Source organism: Actinosynnema sp. NPDC002837 (genome assembly GCF_040295345.1).
Taxonomy (GTDB): domain Bacteria; phylum Actinomycetota; class Actinomycetes; order Mycobacteriales; family Pseudonocardiaceae; genus Actinosynnema.
In genome coordinates, this window is the sequence record NZ_JBEOVG010000033.1 from 1 (window position 1) to 22,516 (window position 22,516).

At 72.5% G+C, this 22,516-nt stretch carries 20 protein-coding genes; 11 read left to right on the forward strand and 9 right to left on the reverse strand.

Annotated elements, in window-relative coordinates:
- Positions 1-214: 214 nt before the first annotated feature.
- On the reverse strand, positions 215-1,801 hold the full coding sequence (locus ABTZ99_RS22440) for an amidohydrolase (protein ID WP_499613556.1): 1,587 nt from the start codon (positions 1,799-1,801) through the stop codon (positions 215-217).
- Between the two features lie 73 nt (positions 1,802-1,874).
- Here ABTZ99_RS22440 and ABTZ99_RS22445 point away from each other — a divergent pair, with 73 nt between their 5' ends.
- Positions 1,875-2,822, forward strand: coding sequence for a methionyl-tRNA formyltransferase (locus ABTZ99_RS22445; protein WP_499613559.1), 948 nt, complete (start codon positions 1,875-1,877; stop codon positions 2,820-2,822).
- On the opposite strand, the gene ABTZ99_RS22450 is transcribed toward ABTZ99_RS22445, so the two are convergent.
- From ABTZ99_RS22450 to ABTZ99_RS22460, 3 genes are all read right to left on the reverse strand, one after another.
- Positions 2,806-3,735 (reverse strand): AF_0692 family protein, encoded by a 930-nt coding sequence (locus ABTZ99_RS22450; RefSeq protein ID WP_499613562.1) that lies wholly within the window; start codon positions 3,733-3,735, stop codon positions 2,806-2,808. The genes ABTZ99_RS22445 and ABTZ99_RS22450 overlap by 17 nt on opposite strands.
- Positions 3,736-3,803: 68 nt before the next feature.
- The gene (locus ABTZ99_RS22455; RefSeq protein WP_499613565.1) at positions 3,804-4,457 is read right to left on the reverse strand and encodes a response regulator; all 654 of its coding nucleotides are present in this window, start codon (positions 4,455-4,457) and stop codon (positions 3,804-3,806) included.
- Complete coding sequence (locus ABTZ99_RS22460) at positions 4,454-5,497, reverse strand: sensor histidine kinase (RefSeq protein WP_498783627.1); 1,044 nt, start codon at positions 5,495-5,497, stop codon at positions 4,454-4,456. Before ABTZ99_RS22460 ends, ABTZ99_RS22455 begins: the two co-directional genes overlap by 4 nt.
- A gap of 72 nt (positions 5,498-5,569) precedes the next feature.
- Between ABTZ99_RS22460 and ABTZ99_RS22465 the strand changes: the two genes are divergently transcribed.
- Complete coding sequence (locus ABTZ99_RS22465) at positions 5,570-6,232, forward strand: HNH endonuclease family protein (RefSeq protein WP_498783629.1); 663 nt, start codon at positions 5,570-5,572, stop codon at positions 6,230-6,232.
- A 493-nt stretch (positions 6,233-6,725) separates the two neighbouring features.
- Here the strand turns inward: ABTZ99_RS22465 and ABTZ99_RS22470 are convergent, their stop codons facing one another.
- On the reverse strand, positions 6,726-7,517 hold the full coding sequence (locus tag ABTZ99_RS22470; protein WP_499613569.1) for a hypothetical protein: 792 nt from the start codon (positions 7,515-7,517) through the stop codon (positions 6,726-6,728).
- A 151-nt stretch (positions 7,518-7,668) separates the two neighbouring features.
- Between ABTZ99_RS22470 and ABTZ99_RS22475 the strand changes: the two genes are divergently transcribed.
- A complete protein-coding gene (locus ABTZ99_RS22475; RefSeq protein ID WP_499613573.1) occupies positions 7,669-9,153 on the forward strand; it encodes a CYTH and CHAD domain-containing protein in 1,485 nt (494 codons plus the stop codon).
- A gap of 87 nt (positions 9,154-9,240) precedes the next feature.
- The gene (locus ABTZ99_RS22480) at positions 9,241-10,827 is read left to right on the forward strand and encodes a beta-N-acetylhexosaminidase (RefSeq protein ID WP_499613575.1); all 1,587 of its coding nucleotides are present in this window, start codon (positions 9,241-9,243) and stop codon (positions 10,825-10,827) included.
- A 37-nt stretch (positions 10,828-10,864) separates the two neighbouring features.
- On the opposite strand, the gene ABTZ99_RS22485 is transcribed toward ABTZ99_RS22480, so the two are convergent.
- Positions 10,865-12,175, reverse strand: a complete 1,311-nt coding sequence (locus tag ABTZ99_RS22485; RefSeq protein WP_499613578.1) for an aldehyde dehydrogenase family protein — start codon at positions 12,173-12,175, stop codon at positions 10,865-10,867.
- Positions 12,176-12,310: 135 nt separating this feature from the next.
- Here ABTZ99_RS22485 and ABTZ99_RS22490 point away from each other — a divergent pair, with 135 nt between their 5' ends.
- Genes ABTZ99_RS22490 through ABTZ99_RS22510 form a run of 5 tightly spaced genes read left to right on the forward strand, consistent with a single transcriptional unit; the run spans position 12,311 to position 15,983 of the window.
- The gene (locus tag ABTZ99_RS22490) at positions 12,311-13,723 is read left to right on the forward strand and encodes a GAF domain-containing protein (RefSeq protein ID WP_499613580.1); all 1,413 of its coding nucleotides are present in this window, start codon (positions 12,311-12,313) and stop codon (positions 13,721-13,723) included.
- Between the two features lie 45 nt (positions 13,724-13,768).
- Positions 13,769-14,368 (forward strand): DUF402 domain-containing protein, encoded by a 600-nt coding sequence (locus tag ABTZ99_RS22495; protein ID WP_498783641.1) that lies wholly within the window; start codon positions 13,769-13,771, stop codon positions 14,366-14,368.
- The gene (locus ABTZ99_RS22500) at positions 14,365-14,979 is read left to right on the forward strand and encodes a nucleoside/nucleotide kinase family protein (RefSeq protein WP_498783642.1); all 615 of its coding nucleotides are present in this window, start codon (positions 14,365-14,367) and stop codon (positions 14,977-14,979) included. The genes ABTZ99_RS22495 and ABTZ99_RS22500 overlap by 4 nt, the downstream gene beginning before the upstream one ends.
- Positions 14,980-15,000: 21 nt before the next feature.
- Complete coding sequence (locus ABTZ99_RS22505; RefSeq protein ID WP_499613584.1) at positions 15,001-15,276, forward strand: DUF6412 domain-containing protein; 276 nt, start codon at positions 15,001-15,003, stop codon at positions 15,274-15,276.
- A 38-nt stretch (positions 15,277-15,314) separates the two neighbouring features.
- Positions 15,315-15,983 carry a YidC/Oxa1 family membrane protein insertase gene (locus ABTZ99_RS22510; protein WP_498783646.1) on the forward strand — a complete coding sequence of 223 codons (669 nt, stop codon included), beginning with the start codon at positions 15,315-15,317 and terminating at the stop codon, positions 15,981-15,983.
- On the opposite strand, the gene ABTZ99_RS22515 is transcribed toward ABTZ99_RS22510, so the two are convergent.
- Both ABTZ99_RS22515 and ABTZ99_RS22520 read right to left on the reverse strand, forming a co-directional pair.
- On the reverse strand, positions 15,892-16,926 hold the full coding sequence (locus ABTZ99_RS22515; protein ID WP_498783648.1) for a fatty acid desaturase family protein: 1,035 nt from the start codon (positions 16,924-16,926) through the stop codon (positions 15,892-15,894). The two genes, ABTZ99_RS22510 and ABTZ99_RS22515, sit on opposite strands and share 92 nt — an antisense overlap.
- A gap of 32 nt (positions 16,927-16,958) precedes the next feature.
- Entirely contained in the window at positions 16,959-18,500 is a 1,542-nt protein-coding gene (locus ABTZ99_RS22520) for a PucR family transcriptional regulator (protein WP_498783650.1), read from the reverse strand.
- 114 nt (positions 18,501-18,614) lie between these two features.
- Here ABTZ99_RS22520 and pruA point away from each other — a divergent pair, with 114 nt between their 5' ends.
- Positions 18,615-20,240, forward strand: a complete 1,626-nt coding sequence (gene pruA, locus ABTZ99_RS22525) for an L-glutamate gamma-semialdehyde dehydrogenase (RefSeq protein ID WP_499613588.1) — start codon at positions 18,615-18,617, stop codon at positions 20,238-20,240.
- A 2-nt stretch (positions 20,241-20,242) separates the two neighbouring features.
- On the forward strand, positions 20,243-21,166 hold the full coding sequence (locus tag ABTZ99_RS22530) for a proline dehydrogenase family protein (protein ID WP_498783654.1): 924 nt from the start codon (positions 20,243-20,245) through the stop codon (positions 21,164-21,166).
- Here ABTZ99_RS22530 and ABTZ99_RS22535 read toward each other — a convergent pair.
- Entirely contained in the window at positions 21,146-22,450 is a 1,305-nt protein-coding gene (locus ABTZ99_RS22535; RefSeq protein ID WP_499613591.1) for a hypothetical protein, read from the reverse strand. The two genes, ABTZ99_RS22530 and ABTZ99_RS22535, sit on opposite strands and share 21 nt — an antisense overlap.
- Positions 22,451-22,516: the final 66 nt, after the last annotated feature.

The window sequence follows — 22,516 nt, forward strand, 5'->3', positions numbered from 1 at the left end:
GGCTGTTTTTGACTGGGGCCCTTACGGGCCACCCCTGGCCGCCAAACGCGGGGCAGGCCTGGCGGGAAAAGCGTCCGCCAGGCCTGCCCGGCTTCGACCAGCCTATGGCACCCGAACCCATGTCAAATCGGGCCTAGGTGGGGTGGTTCCGGGTCCGTTGTGGGTGGGTGGGGTCGGGTGGTCTCGGTGCAGGTGTGCGGGTCCGTTGTGGGGGCTAGGCGGGGAAGGTGGCGGGGTTGTGGGTGAAGTGGCCGCCGATGACGGTGGCGGCGATCGCGATGTCGCCGATCTTGGAGATGTCGCTGGTCAGGGGGTTGGATTCGAGGATGGCGAAGTCGGCCAGCTTGCCCGGGGCGATGGTGCCGAGGGCGTTTTCCTGGCGGCACGCGTAAGCGGCGCCGATGGTGTAGGCGGAGAGCGCTTGGTGGACGGTGATGGCTTCGTCCGGGCCGATGGGGTTGCCTTCCCTGGACCTTCGTTCGGCCATGAACTGGATGGCGCGCAGTGGTTTGCCGTCGGCCACCGGGCGGTCCGAGCTGCCGGCCAGGGGGATTCCGTGGTCGAGGAAGGACTTGCCCCGGTACATCCAGGGTGAGCGTTCGGGGCCCATGATCTTGGCGTAGTCGTCGCCGTAGGCCCACAGGAAGGTCGGCTGGATCACCGGGATGACGCCCAGTTCGGCGATGCGGGCCAGTTGCTCGGGTCGGACCAGGCCGCAGTGCTCGATTCGGTGTCGGGCGTCCGGGCGGGGTGTGGTTTGCAGGGCTTCGGAGAGGGCGTCCAAAGCGAAGTCGACGGCGCGGTCGCCGATGGCGTGGACCGCCAGTTGCCAGCCGGCTTTGTGGCCGTCGATGATCGCGGCACGCATGAGGTCCGGGTCGTCCTGCAGTTGGCCCGATGTCGACATGCCTTCGTACGGCCAGGTCAACGCGGCCGTGCGGGCCATCATGCCGCCGTCGGTCCACAGCTTGAGCGGGCCGATGGAGAGGCGGTCGTCGCCCAGGCCGGTTCGCAGGCCCAGGGGCACGGCGCGGCGGATGCCGTCGTCGGCGTGGGCGGCCACTGGTTCCAGGCGGTCGGCGGAGATCATCAGTTGGATGCGGATGGGCAGGGTGGCGCGTTGGTAGGCCTCGACCTCCAACGGGCTGCTGCCGATCAGGCCGCCGCCCACGCCGGCTTCGGCGGCCAGGACCACGCCTTCCCGGAGGCACTGGTTCGCCCCGGACTCGACGTCGGCGGCGATGTCGTCCAACGAGTACGGGAGCCGTAGAGCGCGCACGGCGGTCTGGGCGGCTTCGGCGAGGAAGCCGGTCGGGTTGCCGGCCTCGTCACGTTGGGCGTCGCGCAAGGCCGAGGCGGGGAGCACGGCGAGCACGTCACCGCTGACGACGCAGGCGTGGCCGGACAGGTCCTGCACGTAGACGCGCGGCCCGATCAGGTCCAGGTCGCGCGAGGTCAGCGGGCGGTCGAGGGCGCGGTGGTCGTAGCCCGCCGCCTCGACCCAGCCCGAGGCGCGCGGTGCGCCGCGCAGGACTTCCAAGACCTGGGCGACGGTCTTGCAGGAGGAGACGTCCGGGGTCCTCGCCGCACGTCCGGCCCACGCGAGGTGGTTGTGGGCGTCCACGAAACCCGGCAGCACGACCGCGCCGTCGAGGTCGACCACGCGGCGCGCGGGCAGGTCCGCGACGTCGTCGTCCAGGCCGACGACCCTCCCCGCCCAGACCCCGATCACCGACGCCACCGGCCGGGCCGGGTCCATGGTCACGACCTGCCCGCCAACCACTTTGAGGTCAAGGATCACCCGCAAAGGCTAGCCCACGAGCACTTAGGTTAGGGTTGGATAACTTAGGCGAGCCTATCCAAGGAGGAGCTCCATGCGGGTCGTCATGTTCGGCTACCAGACCTGGGGTCACCGCACGCTCCAGGCACTGCTGGACTCCGAGCACGAGGTGGTGCTGGTCGTCACGCACCCCAAGAGCGACCACGCCTACGAGCGCATCTGGAGCGACTCGGTCGCGGACCTGGCCGCCGAGCACGGCGTCGAGACGATCATCCGCAACCGGCCGGACGACGACGAGCTGTTCCAGCGCCTCAAGGAGGTCGAGCCGGACGTCATCGTCGCCACGAACTGGCGCACGTGGATCCCGCCGCACATCTTCACCCTCCCCAAGCACGGCACGCTGAACGTGCACGACTCGCTGCTCCCCGCCTACGCGGGCTTCTCGCCGTTGATCTGGGCCCTGATCAACGACGAGAAGGAGGTCGGCGTCACCGCGCACCTGATGGACGACACCCTGGACGCGGGCGACATCGTGCTCCAGCGCGCCGTCCCCGTCGGCCCGCGCGACACGACGGCGGACCTGTTCCACAAGACGCTGGAGCTGTTCGGGCCGATCACCGTGGACGGCCTGGCCGAGATCGCCAAGGGCCGCACGGACTTCACCAAGCAGGACCGGTCGAAGGCCAGCTTCTTCCACAAGCGCGCGGAGGAGGACCTGCGCATCGACTGGACGTGGGGCGCGGAGGAGCTGGACCGGCTGGTGCGGGCGCAGTGCGCGCCGTACCCGAGCGCGTTCGCGTTCCACAAGGGCAAGCGGCTGGAGATCGTGGAGGCCGAGGTGTCCAAGGAGCGCTACGGCGGCACGCCCGGTCGGATCTTCTACCGCGAGGGCGACGGTGTCGCGATCGTCGCGGGCGCGGAGGCCCGACGCGGCCGCAACCACGCCCTGCTGGTCAAGCGGGTGCGGACGGAGGACGGCGTCGAGCTGGGCGCGACGGAGTACTTCACGCACATGGGCGGGTACCTCACGAGTCGACCCTGAGCGAGGCCTGGCGCACGACGAACAGGAACGCCCAGGTGAGGACGATCAGGACGGCGTGGGCGATGAGGGGCCCCGGGGACTTCTCCACCAGGACCCAGCCGACCCACGTGTAGGTGACCAGGGCGCCGGCCGCCACCGCGTACCGGTGGGCGGCGCCCCAGGTCGTGCTCCGGCCCCACCAGGTCAAGGCGGTGGCGGCGAGGACCGTGAGGGCGACCTTGAGGCCGAAGCCGGTCCAGTCCTCGGGCACGGCGACGAAGATCGAGGACACCAGGAACGCGCCGATGCCGAGTGGTCCCGGGCGGGGCGCGCGTCGGTCGGTGGTGGCGCGCGGCCGGATCAGGAAGGCGATGGCGATCAGTGCCAGGACGGTGACGGCGGCGCCGAGGCGTTGAGCCGGCGTGGCCATGAAGCCCTCCTGGGCGAGGAGGATCCGGAAGACGAGCGCCGAGCCGGCGACGAAGACGAGCGCGAGGACGATCAAGCCCTTCCGGCCGAGCCACGGAGTGCCGCGTCGTCGCCAGGCCAGTGACTCGACCAGGGCGATCGGCACGCCGATGCTCCAGACGGCGTGGCCGACGACGAACGAGTAGCCGTTCAGCGCGCTGATCCCCAGCGCCGGGATCGGGGTGACGGCCTGGAACTCGTACTCCTCGAACGCCGGGTTGAACAGCGACTGGTCCAGCAGTCCTGCTTCCAGCACACCGTAGGCCAAGCCGAGGACGAGGATGGTCGGCCAGCCCCGACCCGTGCGCCGGACGACCTCGCGGATCAGCAGCGCTCCCCCGCCGTACATCGGCGCGAGGACGATCAGCGCGCCGATCTCGGCCACCGGGAGGTTGCCCAGGACGTACTCGCCGATCAAGGGCGCGAGGAGGAACAGGATCAGGGCGGCGCGGAGGTTGCGGGACATGCCAGGCAACGCTAGGAGCGGCCCTGGCCCGGCACATCGGGCCTGAGATCGGTGTCCGGGCTCCGTCCTTAGGCTGAGCGCGGGCGGACGAGTCCTACTTCGTAGGCCAGGACGACGGCTTGGACGCGGTCGCGGAGGCCCAGCTTGCGCAGGATCGCGGACACGTGCGTCTTGATCGTGGCCTCGGTGAGGACGAGGTGCTCGGCGATCTCGGCGTTCGAGAGGGCCAGTGAGACCAGGCGGAGCACCTCGACCTCACGGCTGGTCAACGCGTCCAGCGCACGTGGGGACGGCGCCGGGAAGGTGTCCACGAAGCGGTCCAGCAGGCGGCGGGTCACGGACGGTGCGAGGAGGGCGTCGCCGCGTGCGATCACGCGGACGGCTTCGACCAGTTCCGCCGGCCGCACGTCCTTGAGCAGGAAGCCGCTCGCGCCGGCGCGCAAGGCCGCGTAGACGGAGTCGTCCACGTCGTAGGTGGTGAGGACCAGGACGCGGGCGGGACTGCCGGAGGTGACGATGCGGCGGGTCGCTTCCAGACCGTCCACGGTGGGCATCCGGACGTCCATCAGGACGACGTCCGGGTTCAGGGAGGCGGTGAGGTCCACCGCTTCGACGCCGTCCGCCGCCTCGCCGACGACGTCGAGGTCGTCGCGAGCCTCCAGGATCATGCGGAAACCGCCGCGCACCAACGCCTGGTCGTCGGCGACGAGGACGCGGATCACGCGGTCACCGCCAGCGGCAGGCGGGCGTGCACGCGGAAACCACCGTCGGGCAACGGGCCCGCGTCGACCGTGCCGCCGAGGAGCGCGGCGCGTTCGCGCATCCCGGTGATGCCGCGCCCGAACGCGGGCACGCCGCCCCGGCCGTCGTCGCGCACTTCCAGTTCGAGCACGCCGGAATCGTTGCGCACCAGCACTTCCGCGCGGCTCGCGCGGGCGTGGCGGAGGGTGTTCGTCAGGGCTTCCTGCACGATCCGGTAGGCCGACAGGTCCACACCGGCGGGCAGCGGCACGGGTTCCCGGGTCACCTCGACGTGCAGGCCGGCGGCGCGCAACGGCTCCACGAGGTCGGCCAGCCGGTCCAGGCCCGGGCGTTCCTCCGGCCGCACGGCGCCGAGGAGCTTGCGCAACTCCTCGAGCGTCGCCCGGCCCGTCGCGTCGATCGAGCGCAACGCCTCCCTGGCGCGGTCGGGACGTCGGTCGAACACGTCGTCCGCCGCCGCGGCCTGCACCACGATCACCGAGACGCCGTGCGCGATGACGTCGTGCAGCTCGCGGGCGATCCGGGCCTGCTCCTCACCGACCGCGCGTTGCGCCGCTTGTGCCAGCGCGACCCGCCGACTGCGCACGGCTTCGCCCACCGCCGCGACGACCACGGCGACGGCCAGCACGAACTGCGTGTCCTCGGGGGTCGTGGTGCGGAAGTTCAGCGAGATCACGCCGAGCAGCAGGACCAAGGCGGGCAAGGAGAACTTCGGTGCGCGTGCGGCGGCCAGCGAGCCCATGGCGACGAGCGCGGCGAGCGGGAAGACCGTCATCGGCGCGACCAGCTGCACGACCAGGCCGCCGACCAGCGCGATGCCCATGACCGGCACGGGATTGCGACGTCGCCACCACAGCGCGACACCGGACACGACCGCGACCAGCGCGGCGGACACCGTGATCGCGGTGGTGGAGGTGGACGTCCCGACGACCATGAACGCGACGAGCACCGCGACCGAGGCCGGCACGAACACGTCGAACGACTGTCGAATGCGGCGCACGGTTCGGGATTATTCCGGACGATTTCGGCCCCGGTGTTCCGCTCGGCGCGATCATCGCTGATCATGGGGTGCATGAGCGGCAAGCGGTCGACAGCGGTTGTCAGCGGTGTCCTGGCGCTCCTCGTGATCATCGCCGGCTGCGGCAGCGACATCCTGACGCCGAACACCCCCACCACCGCCCCGGTGCCGACGGGTCCGGCTTCGCCCGGCGACGACCCGGCGGCGCAGTTGGCGGCGTTGACCTTGGCGCCCGAGGGGAAGATGACGGGTTACAGCCGCGACCGGTTCCCGCACTGGAGCGCCCAGGGCGACGGGTGCGACACGCGGGAGGTGGTGCTGCAGCGGCAGGGCGCGGACGTGCGGGTCGGCGACAGCTGCAAGATCACCTCGGGGACCTGGACCAGCGTCTACGACGGCAAGGTCGTGACCGACGCGGGCGAGCTCGACATCGACCACACGGTGGCGCTGGCCGAGGCGTGGCGTTCGGGTGCGGACAAGTGGACCGACGAGCAGCGGGAGAAGTTCGCCAACGACCTCGGCGGGTTGCAGCTGATCGCGGTGACGGCGGCCAGCAACCGGTCCAAGGGCGACCAGGACGCGGCCAAGTGGAAGCCCCCGGTGCAGACCTACTGGTGCACGTACGCGCGGGCCGTGGTGTCGGTGAAGACGCTGTACGCGCTTTCCGTGGACGAGGCGGAGCGCGACGCGTTGGGCGCGATGCTCAAGACCTGCTAACCGGGTCGCTCGACGCGTGGCGTCGGGGTTGGCGGTGGGTCCAGCCACGGGTTCACGGGCGACAAGGTCGAGCGGGTCGAGAACGAGGTGGGCGGGCCGGCCACGAACGTGGTGCAGGCCGGTGTCGCCAACGGCCCCGTCACGATCAACGTGACCGGGCCGGGGCGAGGGCGGCGTTCCAGGCCGACAACGGCATCTTCGGCGCACCCCCACTCGACTTGGGCGGGCCGCCGCTGGGCAACCCGTCTCGACGGTGTCGGCGTCGCCGGGTCGTCGGGGTGTGCGAGCCGAGGGCTCCGGCAGGGTCTCCCCACCACCCGATCGGCTCGAGGACACCGAGTGCCGTGGCGGTAGCAGGCGATCCCCGGTTTCGATCCTGCCACGAGGGACCGACAAGACGGCGGCGGCGAGGGCCGGTTGTGGACGACTCGCGCGGGGTTCAAGGGCGCAGGGACATGCGCGGGGTTCAAGGGCGCAGGGACTTGCGCGGGGTTCAGGGGCGCAGGGACTCGAGCTGGTCGACGATGTCGGTGTAGGCCTCGGCCCGGCGGACCCACGCGGCGAAGCCGGAGGTGGCCGAGGGGATCTCGCCCAGTGGTGAGATCGGGTCCGCGACGCCGTACTCGAGGCGGTAGGCGACCAGGGCGACGGCGGCCTCGACCCAGCGGGAGGGGTCGGGGGTGGTGATCTCGCCCAGGCCGACGCGGAACCACAGCGGCAGGCGGGTGTCGGCGGACAGGGCTCGGTTCAGGCGGCGGCGGGCGATGTCCAGGACCTCCTGGCGCGCCTTCTCCCCCGCCACGACGGCCTCCGCGCGCCACGGCTCCTCGGCGGCCAGCCGGTCGGCGGCCAGCCGGTGGGAGGCGGCACGCGCGCCCGCCTCCTGCGCGTTGACCCGCCACTCCAGGTTCTGCACCTCGTGCTGCAACGCGTCGCGCTCGAAGCGCGGCATGCGGCCGGTCGAGAGCTTGGCCAGCCCGGCGTCCCGCTGCTGCGCCAGCGACTCGTACTCGGCGACCTCGGCCTGCAGGTCGGCGCGCACGGAGTCGGCCAGCAGCTCCTGCTCGGCGTCCCACGCGGCCCGCAGCGCGTTCACCGTCTCGGCGATGCCCTCGGTCGAGTCGAGGTCCTCGTCCGGGCCCGAACCGGCGCCGGACAGCCTGCGCTCCAGCACGTGCAGGCGCGCGCTCACCCGACCGAGCTCGGCCGTCAGCGCATGGGTGGTGGCGACGAGATCAGCGACGGTCGGCTCGACCTCGTCGAGCCGTTCCTTCTCAGTGGGCACGCGGACCAGCCAACCGCACCGCGCGGCCGCGTCCAGGGACAGAACCGGAAAACCACGCGTACGGGCCGACACAAACCCCCGGCCTGGTTAACGTTCGATCACACACCGTGACACCAGCTTGAACCCGCACCAAACGGTGTATGTCTGGTACATGTCGAGGTCGGTGCACGAGACGGAACGCAAGTACGAGGCCCCCGGTGGCGCCGCGCTGCCGGACCTGACCGACCTGCCCGGCGTGGCGGCCGTGGCGGGACCCGAGGAACAACGCCTGGAAGCGGTCTACTACGACACCGCGGACCTGAGGCTCGCCCGGGCCGGGTTGACGATGCGCCGGCGCACGGGCGGTGACGACGCGGGCTGGCACCTGAAGCTGCCGGCGGGCGTGGACACGCGCGAAGAGGTGCGGCTGCCGCCCGGCCGCGCGGCCAAGCACCCGCCCAAGCAGCTCGGCTCGTTGGTCCAGGTGCACGCGCGCGGCCACGAGCTGTCGCCCGTCGCGCGCATCCAGACCACCCGGCAGCGCTGGCAGCTCGTGGACGACAAGGGCCGCCTGCTCACCGAGGTGGTCGAGGACCTGGTCTCCGGGCAGTCCCTGGCCGACGGCTCGCCGGTCGACTCGTGGCGCGAGATCGAGGTCGAGCTGGGCGAACGCGGAGACGTCGCGCTCCTGGACCGGGTCGAGGCACGGCTGGCGGACGCGGGCATCACCCGGTCCACCTCGTCGGCCAAGCTGGGCCGCCTGCTGGCCGACCGGATCGCCACCACCACGCCGCCGACCACGTCGGGCAAGTCCGCCGGCGACGTGGTGCTGGCGTACCTGCGCGAGCAGGCCGACGCGTTGAAGCACCAGGACCCCAGGGTCCGCCGGGGCGAGGACGACGCCGTGCACCAGATGCGGGTGGCGACGCGCCGGATGCGCAGCGCGCTCCAGGCGTTCGGCACGATCGTGGAACGCGACGACACGCGTGAGCTGACCGACGAGCTGAAGTGGCTCGCGGGCGTGCTCGGCGAGGCCCGTGACCTGGAGGTGCTGCGGACCCGGTTCACCGATCACCTGGCCCGGCTCGACGACGGGTTGGTGCTCGGCCCGGTGCACGCCCAGCTCACCCGGCACTTCGCGCCGTTGGAGGCCGCCGCGCACGAGGCGGCCGTGGCGGCGTTGGACAGCGAGCGGTACTTCGCCCTGCTGGACGCGGTCGACGCGCTGGTCGCCGAACCGCCGTTCACGCCGGCGGCGCAGGCCAAGGCCGCGAAGGCGCTGCCCGAGCTGGTCGACAGGACCTACCGCAGGCTGGCGAAACGGGCCGAGGGCGCGCACGACGACGTCGCGCTGCACGAGGCGCGCAAGGCCGCCAAGCGGCTGCGGTACGCGGTGGAGGTGTCCGAACCGCGGATCGGCAAGCGGGCCAAGGAGTACCGCAAGAAGGTCAAGGCGGTGCAGGAGCTGCTCGGCGAGCACCAGGACGGCGTGCTGGCGCGGCCGGTGCTGCGCGAGCTCGGCGCGAAGGCGCAGCTCGACGGGGAGAACGGCTTCACGTTCGGCCTGCTGCACGGTCTGGAGACGGCCGCGGCGCAACGGGTGGAGGACCGGTTCCCCGCCGCGTGGCGTCGTCTCGGCAAGCCGAAGCTGCGGTAATTGGTCTGGACCTTGACAGCTCCTGGGCCGGCTGAAACGGTGGCGTGAGCCGCCGCTCGGTGATCCACGCCGGCCAGGAGGACGTCAGTGCTTCTCACAGAAGGCGCCGGACGGCGCGGGTTCGGTCGAGCGCTCGTCGCGCTGCTGTTCGTGGGCGCGGTGGGCGCGGCGGTTCCCGCCCAAGCAGCTCCGGAGACGCCGTTGCAGCACATCGTGCCCGCTCCCGTCAGTGTCACCCCGCGGCCGGGCGTGACCTTCACGCTCAGCGCGGACACCAGGATCTACACCCACCCGGGCTCGGCCGACGCGAAGGAGGTCGGCGAGTTCCTCGCGGGCGTCCTGCGCCCGTCGACCGGCTACCGCCTGCCCGTCGTGCCCGGCGCGTCCGGCCGGCACATCTCGCTGCTGCTCGTCGGCGCGGACGCCCGCGTCGGCGCGGAGGGCTACCAGCTCGACGTGACGAAGCGGGGCGTGCTGATCCGGGCGCGCACCGCGGCGGGCCTGTTCGCGGGCGTGCAGACGTTCCGGCAGCTGCTGCCCGCGAAGGTGGAGGCGAAGACCAGGCAGCCCGGGCCGTGGACCGCGCCCGGCGGCCGGGTGCTGGACCACCCGCGCTACGCCCACCGGGGCGCGATGCTCGACGTGGCCCGGCACTTCTTCTCCGTCGACGAGGTCAAGTGGTACATCGACCAGATCGCGCTCTACAAGGTCAACCGGCTGCACCTGCACCTGACCGACGACCAGGGCTGGCGGCTGGAGATCAAGAGCTGGCCCAACCTGACCGCGCACGGCGGCAGCACGGAGGTCGGCGGCGGTCCCGGCGGCTTCTACACCCAGGAGCAGTACCGGGACCTGGTGGCCTACGCCGCCGCACGGCACATCACGGTGATCCCGGAGATCGACCTGCCGGGCCACACCAACGCCGCGCTCTCGTCGTACCCGGAGCTGAACTGCGACGGCGTCGCGCCGCCGCTCTACACCGGCATCGAGGTCGGCTTCAGCTCCCTGTGCATCGACAAGGACATCACCTACCGGTTCGTGGACGACGTGCTGCGCGAAGTGGCCGCGTTGACGCCGGGCGAGTACCTCCACATCGGCGGCGACGAGGCCCACGCCACCACCGACCCGGACTTCGACCTGTTCATGGACAAGGTCCTGCCGCTGGTGGCCAAGCACGGCAAGACCGCGACCGGCTGGCACGAGTTCGTGAAGGCGGGCCCGCCCGCGTCGGCGGTGCCGCAGTTCTGGGGCACCAAGACGGTCGCGCCGGACATGGTCGAAGCCGCCGCGCGCGGCAGCGAGATCGTGCTGTCGCCCGCGACCAAGGCGTACCTGGACATGAAGTACGACGCGAACACCAAGCTCGGGTTGAGCTGGGCCGGGTACACCGACGTGCAGGACGCGTACGACTGGAACCCCGGCGCGTACCTCGAAGGCCTGCCGGCCGAGGCGGTGCGCGGCGTCGAGGCGCCGCTGTGGAGCGAGACCATCACGAACACGGCCGACCTGGAGTACCTGGCGTTCCCGCGCCTGCCCGCGATCGCGGAGCTGGGCTGGTCGCCGTGGTCGACGCACGACTGGGAGAAGTTCAAGGTCCGGCTGGCGGCGCAGGCCGACCGGTGGGACGTGATGGGCGTGAACTACTACCGGTCGCCGCAGGTGCCCTGGAGGTAGTGCCCCGGTCGGGGGAGGCGGCCCGGCGCCGCCTCCCTCACCACGGCTTCTCCACCAGGACGGTCTTGGTCTGCTGGTAGTGGTCGATCACGGCGCGGCTGCCGAGGTCGGACCGGAACGTGTTCAGCCACACGCGTCGCGCGTGGATCCGCCGTGCGACGCGATCGGCCACGGCGGTGTCGCGGGACCAGACGCCCGCGCCGACGCCGCGCGTGGTCTCGTTCGCCGCCTTCACCGCGTCGTCGAGGTCGTCGAACCTGGTCAGCGACACGAGCGGGCCGCCGACGTCGGCTTGGTCGAGGCACGTCCGGCCCTCCAGGACCGTCGGCGTGACGTAGTACCCGCCGGCCAGCTCGCCGGGGAGCTCCGCGCGCTCGCCACCGCGGACCAGCCGGGCGCCTTCCCGCTGGGCGGTCTCGACGCGCGCCAGGAACTCGTCCACCTGCTCACGGCTGGTCAGCGCGCCGATCGTGGTCGCGGTGTCCAGCGGGTGGCCCGGCCGGATCTGCGAGGTGCGCTCGGTGACGTCGGCGAGGAACCGGTCGTAGGCCGGGCTCTGCACCAGCGCCTGGTCGAGGGCGAAGGTGGTGACGCCCCGCAACGCCTTGTCGTAGAACGCGTCGCGGTGCGCGGCCACGTCGGCGAAGAAGACGTGCGGGTGCCTGCCGGTCTCCGACGGCCCGCGGGTGAGCCCGTTCACGACGTTGACCACACCGGGCGGCAGCAGGTCGGCGATCAGGCCCACGAGCACGTGGATCGACGCGGGGGTCTGCTCGGCGGGCTTGAGCACCACGGCGTTGCCGGCCGCCAGCGCGGGCGCGAGCCTCTCCGCCGCCATGAGCAGCGGCCGGTGCCACGGCACGACCTGGCCGACCACGCCGAGCGGCTCCGGGAAGTGGTAGGCCGTCAGGCCCTCGCCGGGCCGCGAGATGCCGCCCTCCTGGGCCCTGACCACGCCCGCGAAGTGGCGGAAGTGGTCCACCGCCGACGGCAGGTCGGCGGCCAGCACCTCGGCGATCGGCTTGCCGCCCTCCCAGGTCTCGGCCACCGCGAGGGCTTCGAGGTGGTCCTCGACCCGGTCGGCGATCTCGGTGAGCACGTTCGCCCGTTCGGCGGCCGACGTGCGGCCCCACCGGCGGGCGGCGCCGTGCGCGGCGTCCAACGCCCGGTCCACGTCCTCGGCCGTGCCCCGGGCCACCTCGGTGAACACCTCGCCGGTGACGGGGGTGCGGTCGGCGAAGTAGCCGCCCTCGGCCGGCGGCGCGTACTCGCCCCCGATGAAGTGGTCGTACCGGTCCCGGTACGACACCACGCTGCCCTGCGCACCCGGCGCCGCGTACCTCGCCATGTCCGCCCCTCCTCGCGTTGGTCGTGGGGCAGCAGCGTGGGACGCACGACGTTGCAACCGCGTTGCACCCGAACGGATCAGCGTTTCGCTTGCCGCGACCGGCGCGGGCGGGTCATCCTGGTCGGGGAGGCGCCCATGCAACCGGACCCGCGACGGCTCGCGCACGTGCACGAGGCGGTGCTGGGCGGTGGCCCGGCGCACGGCGCGCGCGAGCTGATCCTGGAGTCCTGGCGGCGGTCGCTGGCCGCGCGCGTCGACCCGGACCGGCACGAGCCGCCCGTGGTGCTCGACCGGGCCGAGGTGGTCGACCGGCGCGGCGCGCACCCGATCGCGGCGGCGATGCCGGTGCTGCGCGAGACCTTGCTGGGCTTCGCCGACGAGGCCGAGCACGTCATGATCATCACCGACGCGGACGGCAACATCCTGTGGTGCGAGGGCGCGAACGCCGTCCGCTTCCTGGCCGAACGGGTGCGGCTGACCGAGGGCGCGTGCTGGGCCGAGGACGCCATCGGCACGAACGCGATGGGCACGGCGCTGGCGGTGGGCAAGCCGGTGACCGTGCACTCCGCCGAGCACCTGGTGCGGACCTACCACGGGTGGACGTGCGCGGCGAGCCCGGTGCGCGACCCGGACACCGGCCGCACGATCGGCGTGGTGGACGTGAGCGGGCCGTTGAGCAGCACGCACCCGGCGCTGGTCGCGCTCGTGTCCGCCGCGGCCCGGTTGGCCGAGGGCCAGTTGCGGGTGCGGTCGGAGACCCGGGACGAGCGGCTGCGGTCGGTGAACATGCGGCACCTGATCGGCTTGCGCGGCGAGCCCGGCGCGTTGCTGAGCCCGAGCGGTCGGGTGCTGGCCGCCGAACCGCACGGCCTGCTCCAGACGCGGGTGGACGTCACCGGCGAGACCGTGCGGCTGGCCGATGGACGGGAAGCGCTCCTGGAGCCGTTGGACGAGGGGTATCTGCTCCGGGTGCCACGACGGGGCACGCGAAGACCCGTGCTGTCGCTGCGGTTCCTGGGTGATCCGAAGGGGTCGCTGGACGGTCGGGCGCTGCCGCTGTCGTTGCGGCACGCGGAGCTGCTGACGGCGCTCGCGCTGCACCCGCGCGGGCTGACGGCCGAGCGGTTGGCGCTGCACCTCTACGGCGAGCGCGGCAACCCGACCACCGTGCGCGCCGAGCTGCACCGGCTGCGCGCCCAGCTCGGCGGAGTGCTGCTGACCAGGCCGTACCGGCTGTCGGCGGACGTGCGCGGCGACTTCCTGGCGGTGCGCGACGCGCTCCACGCCGGTGACGTGGGCACGGCCGCGGCGGCGTACCGGGGCGAACTGCTGCCCCGCTCGGAGGCGCCGGTGGTGTGCGAGGAGCGCGAAGACCTGGCGGCGGCGGTGCGGCGGGGCGTGCTGGAGCGCGGCGACGTCGAGGCGCTGTGGGCGTTCGGGCTGGTGGCGGAGGACGTGACCGTGCTGGAACGGCTGGTCCGCCTGCTGCCGCGCACGGACCCGCGCCGCGAGGTGGCGGCGACCAGGTTGCGGCGGGCGCTGGGGTGACCGCGACGCCGGACGCGGCGCGAACCGGCACTAGCCTGATCCACCATGGGGTACTTCCGGCCGGGGGACGTGGCGTTGCGCCGCGAGGTGTTGCACGGCAAGCCGTGGGTGGTGACCCCGACGAGGGTGGTGCGGGACGGGCCCGACCTGCTGGTCGTCTTCACCGCGCCGGGCACCGAGTTCGGCTTCTTCCCCCACCCGCGGACCCACCACTGGCAGGAGCTGGGCCGCACGCGCTGGAAGGGCATCGGCAAGCTCCAGCTGCACCGGCCCGGTGACGCCTACTCGGTCGACCTGTACTGGCAGGGCGAGGAGCGCCGGTTCGCGGGCTACTACCTGAACCTCCAGGCGCCGTTCCGCCGCACCGCCCTCGGCTTCGACACGCTCGACCACGCGCTGGACTTCTGGGTGCCGGTCGACGGCGACTGGCGCGAGCTGGACCGCGACGAGTTCGAGGAGATGGTCGCCGACGGCAAGTACGACGCCGAGGAGGCCGAGCGGATCGAGCGCACCGCCAAGGAGGTCGAGGCGATGCTGACCGACGGGGCCACGTGGTGGGACCCGGCGTGGGGCGCGTGGGAGCCGGACCCGGACTGGCCGGTGCCCGTGCTGCCCGCCGGCTGGCAGGACGACCCGCTGCCGTGAAGGTGGTCCCCCTCTCGCCGCAGACCCTCGTGGACGAGCTGGTCGGGCGGATCGACGCGCTGCCGCGCACGACGTGGGCCAGGGTGCTGGTCGACGGCGCCCCGCCGACCAAGCCCGGTGAACTGGCGGACGCCCTGGTGGAGCCGCTGCGCGCGCTGGGACGTCCGGTGCTGCGGGTGTCGGCGTGGGACTTCCTGCGGCCGGCGTCCGTGCGGCTGGAGTACGGGCACGAGGACCCCGACTCGTTCCGCGACTCGTGGCTGGACGTGGGCGGGCTGCTGCGCGAGGTGCTGGAGCCGCTCGACCCCGGCGGGTCGGGGCGGGTGCTGCCGGCGTTGTGGAACGCGGCGACGGACCGGGCGCACCGGGCCGACTACGTGACGCTCGGGGCGGGTGGCGTGCTGCTGCTCGACGGCACGGTGTTGCTGGACAAGTGGCTGCCCGCGGAGCTGGCCGTGCACCTGTGGCTGTCGCCGGGAGCGCTCGAACGGCAGTCGGCCGAGGAGTGGCGCTGGACGCTGCCCGCGTACGCCTCCTACGAGCCGCGGGCCGATGTGACGGTGCGCTACGACCACCCCGCGCGGCCCGCGCTCGTGGGTACAGTGGACTGAGATCAAGGGGGAGGTGAGGGCATGGCCAGGCTGCAACTGCTGTTGGCGCTGTACCTCCCCGCCCTCTACGCCCTCACGCTGCTCAGCACGCCCACCGAGGTGCTCGCCGCCGTGACGGCCGTGGCCCTGGTCGTGCTGCTGCTCACCGCCACGCCGGTGGTGCAGGCCGCGCCCGCCTGGGTGCGGTCGCTGTCGATCCGCGAGAAGTCACTGCGCGCCGCGTTCCTGCGGCTGCGCGACCCCGACGCGGCGGGCCGTCCCCGTCCTCGAGCTCCGGGACTGGGCCTGCACTCCTGAGGCCCGCAGTTCCCCTTGCTCTGAGGACGGAGTCCCCCTTGTTCCACGCCCTGGGTTCAACCCTGGCCGCGTTCGCCACGCCCGCCCTGGCCATCGTCGCCTTCACCGTCGTCGTGCGGCTGCTCGTGCACCCGCTCAGCCGTGCCGCCGTGCGCGGCGAGAAAGCCCGCGCCGCGTTGGCGCCCGAGGTCCGCGAGCTGTCCAAGAAGTACGGCAAGGACCGGGTGAAGCTCCAGGAGAAGACCCTGGAGCTCTACCGGTCCAACGGCACGTCGATGCTGGCCGGCTGCCTGCCCGCGTTGGTGCAGGTGCCGTTCTTCATGGTGATGTACCGGCTGGTCACCACGCCGAACCCGCTGCTGGACGGCACGCTGCTCGGCGTGCCGCTGGGCACGCACTGGTTCGGCGTGTGGGCGCACACGCCGGTGTTCCTGGCGCTGTTCGCCCTGCTCACCGGGGTCGCGTTCGCCACCTCGCGGTGGCAGGCGGCGGTCGCCCTGAGGAACGGCGGGCCGCAGCCGCCGTTCGCCGGGCTGCTGCGGCTCCTGCCGTTCGGGACCGTGCTGATCGCCGCCGTGCTGCCGCTGGCGGCCGGGATCTACCTGGTGACGACGACTACCTGGACCCTGCTGGAGCGAGCGTTCCTGTACCGCGCAGTTCAGCTCCCGCCTCGTGCAGGTACTTCAGCACGTACCCGTACGACGTGAACAGGCCGCACTCGGCGTAGGACACCGACTGCCGGTGGCAGAAGTCGCGGACCAGGGCCTGCGCCTTGCGCAGGTTCGGTCGCGGCATGCTCGGGAACAGGTGGTGCTCGATCTGGTAGTTCAGGCCGCCGAGCAGGAAGTCGGTGAACCAGCCGCCGGTGACGTTGCGGGAGGTCAGCACCTGCTTGCGCAGGAAGTCGAGCTGGTGGCCGGCCTGCAGCACCGGCATGCCCTTGTGGTTGGGCGCGAACGAGATGCCCATGTAGACGCCGAACAGGCCCTGGTGCACCGCGATGAACGCGATCGCCTTCAGCGGGGACATGAGCAGGAACACCGAGGTCAGGTAGACCGCGACGTGCACGGTCAGCAGCGCGACCTCCAGCCGCCAGCTCTTGACGTCGCGGCGCACCGCGGCGGCGGTGCTGATGACGTGCAGGCTGAAGCCTTCGAGCAGCAGCAGCGGGAAGAAGAGGTACGCCTGGCGCTTGACGACCCAGCGGAAGAAGCCGCGCTTGCGCTCGGCCTGCTCGGCGCTGAACGCGAGGACGGCGATGTCGACGTCCGGGTCCTCGTCCTCGTGGTTGGGGTTGGCGTGGTGGCGGGTGTGCTTGCCCATCCACCAGCCGTAGCCGACGCCGATCAGCAGGTTGCCGAGCAGCAGGCCCATGGTCTGGTTCGCCTTGTGCTCCGCGAACACCTGCCGGTGGCCGGCGTCGTGCCCGAGGAACGCGATCTGGGTGAAGACGACGGCGAGCACGGCGGCCGGCACGAGCTGCCACCAAGAGTCGCCGATCAGCACCATCGCCACCCCGGTCAGGCCGAAGGCGGCCAGCACTGCGACCAGGAACGTGATGTAGAAACCGATGCGCCGGTCGAGCAGACCTTGCTGCTTGACCAACCTGGACAATTCAGCGAAGTCGCTGCCGCGGGCTTGGGTGCTCACTCCCGGAGGGTACGGCGCGCGGGCGCCGGGCTTCAGCCCAGCCTGAGTTGCAACTGGGCGAACAACCGGATCAGCGGGTCGTCGAGATCGAATCCGCCGACCTCCGCCGCACGTCGGAGGCGGTATCGGAGCGTGTTGGGGTGAACGTGCAGTTGCGCGGCTGCGCGTTTCACGTCACCGAATTCGTCCAGGTAGACCAAAAGTGAACGGGCCAGTTCCCCATCGAGCTTCGCGAGTCGCGGATCCCGGATGCGCGGGTGCTCGGCCAAAAGCGCGAGGGTTTCACTGATCAACACCCGGGACCGGACGTCCTCCAGCGTCGCCACGTCGGCGTCGAGGTCGCGCGACATCGCGTCGAGCACGCGGTCGGCCTCGTCGCGGGAGAGCATCACCTCGTCCACCGTCGGCACGGTGGAGCCGATCGCGCCCTGCACCCGCAGGCCCATGTGCTTGCGCGCGGCGGCCACGATCTCCTTGGTCAACGTCAGCAGCGGCGCCTTCGGCGGCAGGTCGGTGAGCAGGGCGTACGTGCGACCGCTCTGCTGGCTCACGAGCGCGCTGCGCCGGTACGCGGCGGCGTGCACGGAGATCAGGCTGGTCATCTCGGCCCGGCGCAGCTCGTGCTGCGTGCGGTCGGTGTGCTCCTGCCCGCGCAGCGCGAAGACGACGACGGCGGCGGGCTTGTCCGGGTCCGCGCCGATCTGCTCGGCGATCGCCTCGGCGTCCATCCGGCCGTCGAGCAGGGACGCGAGCAGGTTCTCCCGGAACGCGGCGGCGGGCTCGCGCTGCTGGACCAGGTGCAGGGCGGTGACGCGGGCCGCGCCGAGGAGGGCGCGCTCGGCCTGCTCGGCCAGCGGCGTGTCGCCCTCCTGCACCCAGATCGTGCCGAGCGGCTGCGTGCCCGCGTGGATGCCGACGGCGAGGCGGCGGCGGATGCCCAGCTCGGGGCGTTCGTCGATGCGCACGACCTCCTCGCCGGAGCGCAGGCGCTGGTAGACGCCCCACTCGCGAAGCATCTTCAGGTACGGCTCCGGCCCTTGGCGGCCGAGGATCGACAGCCGGCGCAGCTCGTCCACCTCGTCGGTGGAACGGGAGTAGGCCAGCACGCGGCTGGCGGTGTCCTCGATGCTGACGATGCCGCCGGTCAGCGAGGCGATGGTCTGGGCGAGGCCGAACAGGTCGCCGAGCACCTCGCCCGCGCCCGCGTCGGCCGTCACGCGGGCGTTGCGCACGACACCGCGGGCGAGCGCTTCGAGGTGTTCCCAGCGGACCTCGGGCCGCACGGCCAGCAGCGCCACGCCCGCGTCCGCCGCCGCCTGCCGCAGCGCGGTCGACGGCGCGTCGACCTTGACCGCGACGGCCACCGCTCCCCCGGCCCCGGCCGCCCTGACCAGCGGTGACGCCGCCCGCCCGCGGGCGCCGATGATCAGCGCGAGGTCGCCGGGCCGCACGTCGGGCGTGTCGTCCGGGTCGAGGATGACCACGTCGAGGACGTCGGCCTCCAGCCCGTGCGGCGCGACCCGCACCTCGACCAGCGGATCGCCGAGCGCGATCAGGACCTGCCGCAGGCTCATCTTTGTCCAGTTCCACAACGAGGGGTGGCCAAGCCTAGACGCGCGGACAACGGGACGCATGGTTGGAAGTCCTACCGTTGGGTCAACCCCAACCCTGTGGCGAAGGAGCTGCTTGTGGATGCCGTGACCTCGGTCCCCGCACCGGTGAACGAGCCCGTCCTCGGCTACGCCCCCGGCACCCCGGAGCGCGCGCAGCTGCAGGCGAAGCTGGCCGAGCTGGCCAAGGAGCCCACCGAGCTGACCCTCACCATCGGCGGTGAGCAGCGGGTCGGCGGCGGCGAGCGCTTCGACGTCGTGCAGCCGCACAACCACCGCGCCGTCCTCGGCACGCTGCACGGCGCCACGCAGCAGGACACGCGGGACGCCATCGCCGCCGCGAAGCAGGCCGCGCCCGCGTGGCGCGCGATGTCCTACGACGACCGCGCCGCGATCCTGCTGCGCGCCGCCGACCTGCTCGCGACCAAGTGGCGGGCCACGCTCAACGCGGCCACCATGCTCGGCCAGTCGAAGACCGCGATCCAGGCCGAGATCGACGCCGCGTGCGAGCTGATCGACTTCTGGCGCTTCAACGTCTCCTTCGGCCGTCGGCTGCTCGCCGAGCAGCCGCAGTCGTCCCCCGGCGTGTGGAACCGCACGGACCACCGCCCGCTGGAGGGCTTCGTCTACGCGATCACGCCGTTCAACTTCACCGCCATCGCGGGCAACCTGCCCACCGCACCCGCCCTGATGGGCAACGTGGTGCTGTGGAAGCCGTCGCCGACGCAGAGCTTCGCCGCGCACCTGACCATGCGGCTGCTCGAAGAGGCGGGCCTGCCGCCGGGCGTGATCAACCTGCTGCCCGGTGACGGCCTGGCCGTGTCCGAGGTGGCGTTGGCCGACCCGGACCTCGCGGGCATCCACTTCACCGGGTCCACCCGCACGTTCCAGCACCTGTGGGGCCAGGTGGGCGCGAACATCGCCGGCTACCGGTCGTACCCGCGGATCGTCGGCGAGACCGGCGGCAAGGACTTCGTGCTGGCGCACCCGTCGGCCGACGTGGACGTGCTGCGCACGGCGCTGGTCCGCGGCGCGTTCGAGTACCAGGGCCAGAAGTGCTCGGCCGCGTCCCGCGCGTACGTCCCGCGCTCGGTGTGGAACCGGGTGAAGGACGACTTCCTGGCCGACGTCGAGTCGCTGACCATGGGCGACGTCACGGACCTGTCGAACTTCATGGGCGCGGTCATCGACCGGCGCTCGTTCGACAAGCTGTCGGGCGTGCTGAAGGCCGCGCACGCGGACGACCAGCTGGAGGTCGTCGCCGGCGGCACGGCGGACGACTCCGAGGGCTTCTTCGTGCGGCCGACCGTGCTGGTGGGCAGCAACCCGGAGCACGAGGTCTTCACCACCGAGTACTTCGGGCCGGTGCTGGCCGTGCACGTGTTCGAGGACTCCGACTACGACACCGTGCTCCGGCAGATGGAGAGCGCCGCGCCGTACGCGCTGACCGGCGCGATCATCGCGCAGGACCGCGCCGCGATCGTGCACGCGCAGCAGGAGCTGCGGTTCGCCGCGGGCAACTTCTACGTCAACGACAAGCCGACCGGCGCGGTCGTGGGCCAGCAGCCGTTCGGCGGCGGTCGGGCGTCGGGCACGAACGACAAGGCGGGCTCGGTGCACAACCTGCTGCGCTGGGTGAGCCCGCGTTCGATCAAGGAGACGTTCGCGGCTCCGACCTCCTACCGCTACCCGCACCAGGGGTGATCATGCTCCGCACCGCGCTGCTCGCCGCCTCGCGCTCCGGGGCCGTCCGCGAGCTCGTCGAACGCACGCCGCTGACCCGGCCGGTCGTCAAGCGCTTCATCTCCGGCGACGACGTGGCCGCGGCCGTCGCCACCACCGGCGAGGTGCTGGCCGACGGCCGGTACGTCACGCTGGACCACCTCGGCGAGGACACCCGGGACGCGGCGCAGGCCTCGGCCACCGTCGAGGCGTACCTGGACCTGCTGCGCAGGCTGGAGCTCGCCGGGCACACCGAGCGGGCCGAGGTGTCGGTGAAGCTGTCCGCGGTGGGCCAGTTCCTGCCCGTGGACGGCGAGAAGATCGCGCTGGAGAACGCCCGCCGCATCTGCTCGGCGGCGGGCGCGGTCGGCACCACGGTCACCCTCGACATGGAGGACCACACCACCACCGACTCGACCCTGGGCATCCTGCGCGAGCTGCGGGTGGACTTCCCGTGGGTCGGCGCGGTGCTCCAGGCGTACCTGAAGCGGACCGAGCAGGACTGCCGGGACCTGGCGCACGCCGGGTCGCGCGTGCGGCTGTGCAAGGGCGCGTACCGGGAGCCCGCCTCGGTGGCGTTCCAGGACAAGACCGACGTCGACCGGTCGTACGTGCGGTGCCTGAAGGTGCTGATGGCGGGCGAGGGCTACCCGATGGTCGCCTCGCACGACCCGCGGCTGATCGCGATCGCGGGCGAGCTGGCCGGGGACCGGTCGCCGCAGACCTACGAGTACCAGATGCTGTACGGCATCCGGCCGGACGAGCAGCGCCGCATCGCCGGCGCGGGCAACCGCATGCGCGTCTACGTGCCGTACGGCGACCAGTGGTACGGCTACTTCATGCGGCGGCTGGCGGAGCGCCCGGCGAACGTGGCGTTCTTCCTCCGCTCACTGGTCACCACGGGCTAGCCCGAGCCGCTGGTCGGTGACCTTCGCCAGGTCCACCCGGAACAACCTCGGGTGGGCCTGCGCGAGGTCGCGGTAGAGGTCGGCGGCCTCGTCGATCGCGGCCAGCGCCTCGTCACGGCGACCGAGCGCGGCGCAGCGCCTGCTCAGCCGGTCGAGCGCGCCGGCGAGCTGCGGCGTGCAGTCGGGGTCTTGGGCGGCGACGACCCGGCACAGCTCCACGGCTTCCCGGCACGCCGCCAAGGCGTCCTCGGGCCGCCCTGCCGCCACGCACCGCAAGCCCAGGTCCCCCAAGGCGTCCGCGAGCGCGGGGCGGTGCTCGGCCGGGTCCTCCTCGGCCAGTCCGCGGTAGAGGGCGACCTCTTCGCGTGCCGCCGCCAGCGCTTCCTCGTGCAGCGACGCCAGGGCGGCGCGGGCGGCCAGCAGGCCGTGCAGCTCGGCCCGTTCCAGCTCGTCCGCGGCGTCCCGCGCGAGGGTCCGGGTGAGGATGGCGGGCAGCGGGTCGCCGTGGAAGCGCGGGGCGTCGAAGACGCGGCGGGCGATCGCCCTGGCCGGTGCGGGCCACTCGGCGAGGATCCTCAGGGTCGCGCCGGTGGCGGTGTCCGCGAGGTCCGGGTGCGCGGTGAACAGCTCCTCGGCGCGGCGGCGCGCGTGCGGCAGGCGTGCGGCGGCGCGGAGCAGGAGCTCCAGGGCCTCCGGCGTGCGGTCGGGGGTGATCCGGTCGTCCAGCAGCGTGGCGGCCAGCGCGTCCTCCGCGAGCCGGCCGCGGGTCGGTGGCGGCTCGACGGGTGAGCCGTGCACGGCGGTGAGGGCGGCCAGGTGCAGGTCGTGCAGCGTCGGCGCGTCCGGCGGTGGCGTGGTCGGGATCGGGAGGCCCAGGGCGTAGGCGAAGTGGGCGCACGCGGTGGCGTAGGACGTCTCGTGCTCGTCCGGGTTGGCGGTGACGGCGAGGTCCGCGGTGCGGTAGCCCCGGTCGGCGGCACGTTGCCGGTGGGCCGACCACCACCAGCCCGTGGTCCGGGCGACCAGCAGCACGCGGGGGTGGCGGAAGTCGAGGTGGTCCACGAGGTCGGCGTCGTCCACGACCAGGACGTCCGAGCCCGCCGCGAAGTGCCGCGCCAACCGGGTCTTGCCGACGCCCGCCGGACCGTGCAGGAGCAGGGCGGAGCACGCGTCGTCGCCGTCGCGCCAGCGCGCCAGTTCGGCCAACTCGTCCACGCGCCCGTGGAACGGCACCACCTCGTGCCGCGGATCCAGCAGCTCACCGGGCGACAGGGTGCGGTCCACCGGCACATCCTGCTCCCCGCCTCGCGCCACGATCAGGCGACCGGTCCGGTCCGCCCCCTCCCCGCG

Bases quoted from the DNA above. Each gene is read 5' to 3' on its own strand.
- ABTZ99_RS22445 (WP_499613559.1), top strand. From the start codon at position 1,875: ATGCGGGTCGTCATGTTCGGCTACCAGACCTGGGGTCACCGCACGCTC.
- ABTZ99_RS22450 (WP_499613562.1), bottom strand. From the start codon at position 3,735: ATGTCCCGCAACCTCCGCGCCGCCCTGATCCTGTTCCTCCTCGCGCCC.
- ABTZ99_RS22465 (WP_498783629.1), top strand. From the start codon at position 5,570: ATGAGCGGCAAGCGGTCGACAGCGGTTGTCAGCGGTGTCCTGGCGCTC.
- ABTZ99_RS22475 (WP_499613573.1), top strand. From the start codon at position 7,669: ATGTCGAGGTCGGTGCACGAGACGGAACGCAAGTACGAGGCCCCCGGT.
- ABTZ99_RS22485 (WP_499613578.1), bottom strand. From the start codon at position 12,175: ATGGCGAGGTACGCGGCGCCGGGTGCGCAGGGCAGCGTGGTGTCGTAC.
- ABTZ99_RS22490 (WP_499613580.1), top strand. From the start codon at position 12,311: ATGCAACCGGACCCGCGACGGCTCGCGCACGTGCACGAGGCGGTGCTG.
- ABTZ99_RS22495 (WP_498783641.1), top strand. From the start codon at position 13,769: ATGGGGTACTTCCGGCCGGGGGACGTGGCGTTGCGCCGCGAGGTGTTG.
- ABTZ99_RS22505 (WP_499613584.1), top strand. From the start codon at position 15,001: ATGGCCAGGCTGCAACTGCTGTTGGCGCTGTACCTCCCCGCCCTCTAC.
- ABTZ99_RS22520 (WP_498783650.1), bottom strand. From the start codon at position 18,500: ATGAGCCTGCGGCAGGTCCTGATCGCGCTCGGCGATCCGCTGGTCGAG.
- ABTZ99_RS22530 (WP_498783654.1), top strand. From the start codon at position 20,243: ATGCTCCGCACCGCGCTGCTCGCCGCCTCGCGCTCCGGGGCCGTCCGC.